Origin of the sequence: Methanomethylovorans sp., from assembly GCF_050177135.1 — an archaeon.
Lineage (GTDB): Archaea > Halobacteriota > Methanosarcinia > Methanosarcinales > Methanosarcinaceae > Methanomethylovorans.
Map to the genome: position 1 here is coordinate 1 of NZ_JBFXHJ010000087.1, position 7620 is coordinate 7620.

Genomic DNA, 7620 nt, shown 5'->3' on the forward strand with positions numbered 1-7620 from the left:
CCCATGAGGTTCTAAGAGAGAACAAGCAGGCAACGGGCGCCGGTGCAGACCGTGTATCAAGCGGTATGAGAGGTGCCTACGGGAAGAACGTAGGAACCGCTGCAAGGGTGTCTGCCGGCCAGAAGGTCTTCACAGTATCCGTGAACAAAGAGAATTATGTTGTCGCTAAGGATGCACTTAGGCGTGCAGGTCAGAAGCTTCCCACACCTGTGAGAATAGTAATAGACCAGGGACTGGAACTTGTACAGTAAGTCTTTATATCCGGTGTTCCTGAGGTATTAGACATGGATAGCTATGAAAAGTTGCTTGACCGCGCGTTGGCCGACCTGCCTGACATGGAAACCACTGGTGAACGTTTTGTGGTCCCCGAACCCAGGGTATTGGTTGAAGGAAAAACTACCATCCTTGACAATTTTGGCAACATAGCGGATGTATTCAACAGGGACCCGGACCACTTGATGAAGTACCTGACCCGGGAACTAGGTACTGCGGGCAAGATCGAAGGAAGCAGAGCTGTATTCCAGGGACGTTTCACTAAAGAGATGCTAAAATCCAACATCGACGCCTATGTTGAGGAGTATGTCATCTGTTCTGAATGTGGTCGTCCGGATACGCAACTTGTCAAGGTCGACAGGGTGCTAATGCTCAGATGTTCGGCATGTGGTGGCCACAGACCGGTCAAAAAGAGACGTGCAGTAGCTCAGGCCCCAAAAGATGAGATCGAAGAAGGAAAGGAATATGAACTGATGATAGATTCCGTCGGTTCGAAAGGCGACGGGATAGCTAAATTATCCAAATACACTATATTCGTTCCGAACACTTCAAAAGGACAAACTGTTAAAGCCAGGATCAAGAGGATCAGTGGAAATCTGGCTTTTGCAGAAAGGGTTTAAAGGGCATAGACAGCATACAGGAATAGTAGATTATATAACATGAAATATAATTTACTATCCAACACTGCTTGAAGGTCCTTTTATGAGAGTTCCTACTGGAATACCTGGTTTTGATGAACTGATCGAAGGCGGCTTTATCGAAGATGATGTGATCCTGCTTACAGGGGGACCGGGAGCAGGCAAGTCTACTTTTGGAATACAGTATCTTTATGAGGGTATCACCAGATACAATGAGGCTGGTGTTTATGTCACTTTTGACGAGTCCCCCGCCAGAATAATGCGCAATATGTGGCGGCATAGCTGGGATCTTGAAAGGCTGGTAAAAGAGAACAAGCTAAGGATCATCCGGGCTGATCCCCTTAAGTATAGCAGATACATAAAGCGATCGATGACCGATGAAAAGGTAGATGCTGAAGAAATGACACTTGAAGGCGTCCTTAATCAGATATATCAGAATGTACAGCAGATCGGTGCAAAGCGCCTGTTCATTGATTCCATCACAACACTGAAAATATCGCAGGATCCGGTCAACATCAGATTCATGTTGTTGGAATTTATAAAGAATATAGAGAACCTGTACTGCACAACCCTTATCTCAAGTGAAGATAAATATGTGCAAGATACTTTCAATGTGGAGGAGTATCTTGCAGAGGGTGTTATTTCCCTTAATATGTCAAGGATCGGAAATGAAAGGATACGCTTTATAGAGATCCTTAAAATGAGAGGGGTCAAACACGACGAATCCATTCACCAGTATAGGATCACTGATGCAGGGCTGGTTGTTGATCCCCATGGATCCCTTCTAAGTGAGAAAGCAGACATTTTCTGCAGTGCTCCCCAAAAAAAGGAGAATATCAATGAATTCCGCTGAACATCCTTCAGAAGGTCCTGAAGCTGACATCACTCTTGTATCTATTCCAGGACTCACCATTAAATTACATAAGAATGGGGCTTTTGTCAAACTGGAGGCAAAAGGGGGGCTCAAAAGGCCATGCACTCCTTTTCTGGACAGGATCAACTCCCGCCTCAAGGAAGAAAAACCAGCTCTTGTAAAGGAAGATCATATTGTTGCTTCCACATGGCTTCCACCTATCCCCAGCAAAGCTTTCAACAGATTGTTGCTTGCCGAGATACAGACCGCACTTGGCAGATATGTACCAGAGACCGTATCTTTTGAGATCACGCGCAAATGTAAGTGCCAGTGTGCCCATTGTGTTATAAGTGGCGGAGAAGGCGAACTTGACACTTCCGCAGTGAAAAAAGTAATTGATGAAGCACTGGACATGGGGGCTTTCATAATCACTTTTACTGAAGGGGACCCCATGCTTAGGGAGGATATATTTGAGCTTATTGAATATGTTGATAAAGAGCGTGCCATTGTCAATATGTATACTCCAGGTACTGAAATGACCCCAGAGGCCGCAAGAAGACTGAAAGAAGCAGGTTTGTACAATCTGCTGGTGAGCATTTATTCCACTGAACCACAAAAACATGATGAAGTTCGCAGGCTTGAAGGCGCTTTTGAAAAGGCCACCTCTGCTATGAAAATGGGACTTGATGCCGGGCTGCTGGTCACAATGTGCACCCATGTATCTCCCCGGAACATAGAAGAACTGCCTGCAATGTATGAAATGGCAGCATCTCTGGGAGTGCATGAATTCTCCTTGTGGGAAAGTATCCCCAAGAAACCGGAAGATCCGATACTTTCCGATCTGCAGCGTAAAGAGATCCTGGATATGTATCAGCGTATCAACTCCTCAAAGGATGGTCCGCGTATATTCGCAAATACTTATTTTGAAGGCCGTATGCTGGGATGCATGGCTGGCCAGCGCTGGCTACACCTATGTGTTGAAGGCTCAGTGAAACCATGTCCGTATATTCCGTTCAGCTATGGTAACGTCCGTGAAGAGTCACTGAAGACCATATGGAAAAGGATACGTAAAAGTTCACATTACAGGCGAGAGCGTTATACCTGCAAAATGCATGAACCTGCATTCCTTGAACTGGTGAGAAGTATACCCAAGGAAGAGTCAGCACCATATGATTTCAGGTTGCTGGAAAAAGAACCCAGATGATCTCCATCCACAACAAGAACATTTACATATAACTACGTGTTTCTACTATTGCCAGGTAGCCAGGGGCATATGATAGATATTAACATAAACAGGACCTAGATCCCTCATGAATGTAAAAATCGATCCATGGAGCTCAACGAATATCGAAGATTATTCCAAATTATTTGAGGAATTTGGTATAATGCCGTTCGATGACTTATATTCCCGCATAGAGGATCCTCACAGGCTAATGCGCAGAAAAGTGATCTTCGGCCATCGCAGTTATGAGCATGTGCTTGATGCTATGAATAAAAAAGAACCTTTTGCCGTAATGAGTGGATTCATGCCATCCGGCAGAATACATCTTGGACACAAGATGGTTATGGAAGAGATAATATGGCATCAGCAGAAAGGAGCCGATGCTTTTGTGGGAATAGCTGACCGCGAAGCACATTCCGTAAGAGGGATCTCATGGGATAAATGCAGGGATACAGGCATCAATGAGTACATATTAAGCCTCATTGCCCTTGGTTTTGAACCTCATGGACACATTTATTTCCAGTCCACTTCAGATAATGTGAAGGACCTTTCTTTTGAACTCGGCTCCAAGGTAAATTATTCAGAATTAAGTGCCATCTACGGATTCACCGGAGAAACAAGTGTTTCCCATATGGTAAGTGCAGTAACGCAGAGTGCTGATATCCTTCATCCTCAGCTTGAGGAGTACGGCGGACCAAAGCCGACCGTTATACCTGTAGGTGCTGACCAGGATCCGCATATCCGTCTTACCCGCGGACTTGGCCATAAGATGAACATGTTCAAAATCGAAGGCAGAGAGGATAAAGACGGAAATCATTATTTTAGCATACGCAGTAAAGCAGCTCCCCAGGGAGCACTGGAAGAATTGCATGATATGATCTCCGGCAGCACAAAACTTTTTGAAGGCCATCTGGATGTTCTTGATGCTGACAACTTTGAAGAATTGTTAAAGACGGTAAGGGATGTTGAGCTTCATTATGGAGGTTATGCATTTGTCCCGCCGGCAGCCACTTATCATCGTTTCATGTCCGGTCTACAGGGTGGGAAGATGTCAAGCAGTATCCCTGAAAGCCATATAGCTCTTCTCGATGACCCAAAAGAAGGTGCAAAAAAGGTAAAACGTGCAAAGACCGGAGGCCGCATTAGCCTTGAGGAGCAAAAGAAATTGGGCGGAGAACCTGATAAATGCTCTGTCTACGAGCTTTTGCTTTTCCATCTCATGGAAGATGATCAGGAGCTTTTGCAGATACGTGAGGAATGTGTCACAGGACAGAGAACCTGCGGCAGTTGTAAGAACCTGGCTGCTGAAAGAATGGAAAAGTTCCTGAAGGATCACCAGGAGAAAAGAGAGCTTGCCAGGGAAAGACTTGATGAATATTGCTTATGAATTCAATGATAGCTTAGACCAGGTGTGACAATGAACCACCAGTATAATCTAACCACTAACGAGAAAGTTGTTCTGATAGGTCTGGGGAAGCAAGGTAATTTGACCCCTGCAGAACTTGCGCAGATCTCCGGACTGAAGGTCGAAACAGTTATCCAGTCTGCCTTTATGCTGCAGGAGAAAGGACTTGCTGATGTGTTGGAACAGGTTATAGAAACTTACAGCCTGACCTCCGAAGGCGAAGAGTATGCAAGTTCTGGCCTTCCCGAGAGGCAAATGATCGTAGCCGTGTCTGGCCCGACTTCTCTGGAAGAGCTGAAGGGAAAAGTATCACCTAAAATAGTGAGCATCGCTACAGGATGGCTTCGCCGCAAGGGATGGGCAAATATAGAGCAGGGAAATGTGATCCCTTCGGGTAAAGCTGACATCGGTGATGATGAAAAAGCCCTTACTAATTTGAGCAGTGGGGAGGTAACGCCTGAACAGCTGGGAGTTGACAACGCTATTATCCAGGAACTCATAAAACGCAAGCTGGTGAACAAGAACGAGAAAAAACTGCGGACCTTCCGGATCACTGCCAGTGGTGAGGAACTTGTGCGGGAAGGTATCACTCTGGAAGAAGAGGTTGCTCAGCTTACTTCCGAGATGATCAAGAGTGGAGAATGGAAAGAGAAAAAGTTCCGACCTTATAATATTCATACACCACCCCGTATTGTATATGGGGCTAAGATACATCCTTATCAGCGCCTTATCGACCAGATGCGCCAGATCTTTCTGGAAATGGGTTTCACTGAAATAAAAGGAGATATAGTACAGAGCTCTTTCTGGAACTTCGATGCCCTGTTCCAGCCACAGGACCACCCTGCAAGGGAAATGCAGGATACTTTCCACCTCAAAGAAACCTCAGAACTTCCAGAGGAGTACAAAGACAAGGTATGTGCTATGCATGAGCATGGAGGAGAGCTTGACTCAAAAGGATGGGGAGGCAGGTGGAGCGAGGAAATTGCCTGCAAGAATGTCCTTAGAACGCATACCACTGCTGTGACGATCAAATACCTTGCAGATAATCCGGAGGCACCTGTCAAGGCATTCTCCATTGACAGGGCATACCGCAGGGAAACTATCGATCCAACCCACACCCCGGAATTCGAACAACTGGAAGGTGTGGTAATGGATAAGGATATGACCTTTGCCAATCTTCTTGGTCTGCTTTCTGAGTTCTATCACAGGATGGGGTTCAAGGATGTGCGCTTCAGGCCAGGCTATTTCCCATATACTGAGCCCAGTGTGGAACCTGAGGTCTACGTTGAAGGTCTGGGCTGGGTAGAGCTTGGGGGCGCAGGCGTATTCAGAAAGGAAGTTACCCACCCCCTTGGTATCAAGTACCCTGTCCTTGCCTGGGGTTTGGGAGTAAGCCGTCTGGCAATGCTCAAACTGGACCTTAAGGATCTGCGAGAATTGTACCAATCGGATATCGACTGGCTGCGCAAGACTCCTTCTCCGAGGCTTTGAAAGCCTCTTATTTTATCCATTCTCTAAGCCTGAGCTTTTGAATTTTGCTTAGTATGCACTATGCCCATTATATACGCAGGAATGCATCCGATGGCTGTGCAGGTTTCCAGGGAGATGCCAGCTGAGGTGATATCAAGGTGAAGGGGAGCCTGTTCGAACATTTCTTTAGGGAGGCCTTTCCTGCCAAGGCCGACAAGCAGCAGGTATGAGCTTTTTCTGAGAATTCCGTTCGCAATGTCATCGGGAGTTATGGAACGTTTCTTTTCAGGCTTCGAGGTCGTTACAACCGCTGAGCCGAACTGGGGCTGAAAGCCCTTTTTAGGCAGATCGAAAACAAAGAAGTGGCCTTTTTCATGCAGCAGACGGAGGTATTTTCCTGATTCGCCGATGGTGGTCTTATCGGTGACATATTCCACAAGTTCTTCGGCGGTCATATTGAAAGGGAAATCGTATAATGCGAGTCGAAATCCGAACGCATGGCAGATGGGAGCTGCCCTGGCGATGGCACGGTAGTGAGCATCAAGTACTTTGATCTTATCATAGGTGTTGATTATTCCCATTGTCAGCATATTCTTCTCTCCGCAGTTCCAGACGCATAACAGCTTGTTTACAGTTGTTAAACCTGTCGCAACCTGCACAATCGGTCCACAATTCCTTTTTCATATTGTTTTCCAGAGCTACGAATCCCACCTTTTCAAAAAAGCCCGGGGCGGTGGTCCGTACATATATACGCTCCTGACCTTTGCACAGGGTAGAGCCAATTTCCCTGATAAGCAACGCACCTATACCTTTCCCTTTGTAATTAGGATGCACGGCAATGGTATGCAGTTCAGGACATTCCGTATCCTTGAAGCAGGCAATGCCAATTATCCTGTTTTCCAGCGTTGCCACGATAAAATCGTTGTATTCCAGTCCATCCGTATCCAGAAAATATGTGGAAGCAATGCATTTGATATCCTGCATATCCTGCTCTGTGGCAGGCCGGACGCCAACATCACCTGCTGATAGTTTCATCCAGGCTTCCACTCCTGAAACCTTCGAGATCAAGGGCTACGTAATGAAACCCGAGTCTTTTAAGCTCATTCACAATATCGTCTTTCCTTTGCAGCACAACAGGAAGATCGGAAGGCTTTACCTCTATCCTTGCAACATCTCCATGGTCCCGGATTCTGAATTGAGTAAAACCCATATTTGATAAGTATTCCTCTGCAGACCTCACTCGTGCAATGATCTCAGATGTGATCTTCTTACCGTAGGGAACACGTGATGCAAGACACGGTGAAGAAGGCTTCCGGGCAACAGAAAGCCCCATATGTCCTGCCATTTGCCTGATCTCCTCTCTGGTCACCGAGAACTGCAGGAAAGGAGACATCACACGGTCAGCCATTTCCGCAACAGCCTGCATGCCAGGACGATGACCTCGCGTTTCCGTGATGTTCGTACCCTCTATCACAACTTCATATCCTGCCTCTTCAGCAACCCTGAAAAGGGTTTCAAGAATGGCTCGCTTGCAGTGGTAACACCTGTCGGGAGAGTTCTCTACGAAACCGGGTACATTGAACTCGTCAAAATCCACTACTTTGTGTCTTATCCCGATCTCTCTGGCAACACCTTTTGCCATTTGCAGCTCCCCTGCCGGCAGAGAGTACATATTGATAGTGACTGCCAGCGCGTGATCCCCCAATGCTTCGCAGGCAAGGGCGGCAAGGACGGAACTGTCCACTCCGCCTGAGAATGC

At 46.6% G+C, this 7620-nt stretch carries 9 protein-coding genes; 6 read left to right on the forward strand and 3 right to left on the reverse strand.

Annotated elements, in window-relative coordinates; translation table 11 throughout:
• From AB7U21_RS07870 to AB7U21_RS07895, 6 genes are all read left to right on the forward strand, one after another.
• Nucleotides 1-251, forward strand: a 251-nt coding sequence (locus AB7U21_RS07870; RefSeq protein WP_428388131.1) for a 50S ribosomal protein L16, incomplete at its 5' end; no start/stop codon positions are given.
• Between the two features lie 33 nt (nt 252-284).
• Nucleotides 285-893: a translation initiation factor IF-2 subunit beta gene (locus AB7U21_RS07875; protein WP_292352889.1), complete on the forward strand. Its 609-nt coding sequence runs from the start codon at nt 285-287 to the stop codon at nt 891-893.
• Between the two features lie 82 nt (nt 894-975).
• Nucleotides 976-1764 (forward strand): RAD55 family ATPase, encoded by a 789-nt coding sequence (locus tag AB7U21_RS07880; RefSeq protein ID WP_428388133.1) that lies wholly within the window; start codon nt 976-978, stop codon nt 1762-1764.
• A complete protein-coding gene (locus AB7U21_RS07885) occupies nt 1751-2968 on the forward strand; it encodes a radical SAM/SPASM domain-containing protein (RefSeq protein ID WP_428388136.1) in 1218 nt (405 codons plus the stop codon). Before AB7U21_RS07880 ends, AB7U21_RS07885 begins: the two co-directional genes overlap by 14 nt.
• 106 nt (nt 2969-3074) lie before the next feature.
• Nucleotides 3075-4373: a tryptophan--tRNA ligase gene (locus AB7U21_RS07890; RefSeq protein WP_428388138.1), complete on the forward strand. Its 1299-nt coding sequence runs from the start codon at nt 3075-3077 to the stop codon at nt 4371-4373.
• A gap of 30 nt (nt 4374-4403) precedes the next feature.
• A complete protein-coding gene (locus AB7U21_RS07895; RefSeq protein WP_428388140.1) occupies nt 4404-5882 on the forward strand; it encodes a phenylalanine--tRNA ligase subunit alpha in 1479 nt (492 codons plus the stop codon).
• A gap of 23 nt (nt 5883-5905) precedes the next feature.
• Here AB7U21_RS07895 and AB7U21_RS07900 read toward each other — a convergent pair whose 3' ends face one another.
• From AB7U21_RS07900 to larE, 3 genes are all read right to left on the reverse strand, one after another.
• Entirely contained in the window at nt 5906-6451 is a 546-nt protein-coding gene (locus tag AB7U21_RS07900; protein WP_428388142.1) for a DUF531 domain-containing protein, read from the reverse strand.
• Nucleotides 6420-6896 carry a GNAT family N-acetyltransferase gene (locus AB7U21_RS07905; RefSeq protein WP_333787721.1) on the reverse strand — a complete coding sequence of 159 codons (477 nt, stop codon included), beginning with the start codon at nt 6894-6896 and terminating at the stop codon, nt 6420-6422. The genes AB7U21_RS07900 and AB7U21_RS07905 overlap by 32 nt, the downstream gene beginning before the upstream one ends.
• A partial coding sequence (gene larE, locus AB7U21_RS07910; RefSeq protein ID WP_428388144.1) for an ATP-dependent sacrificial sulfur transferase LarE occupies nt 6877-7620 on the reverse strand: 744 nt, incomplete at its 5' end. The genes AB7U21_RS07905 and larE, both read right to left, overlap by 20 nt.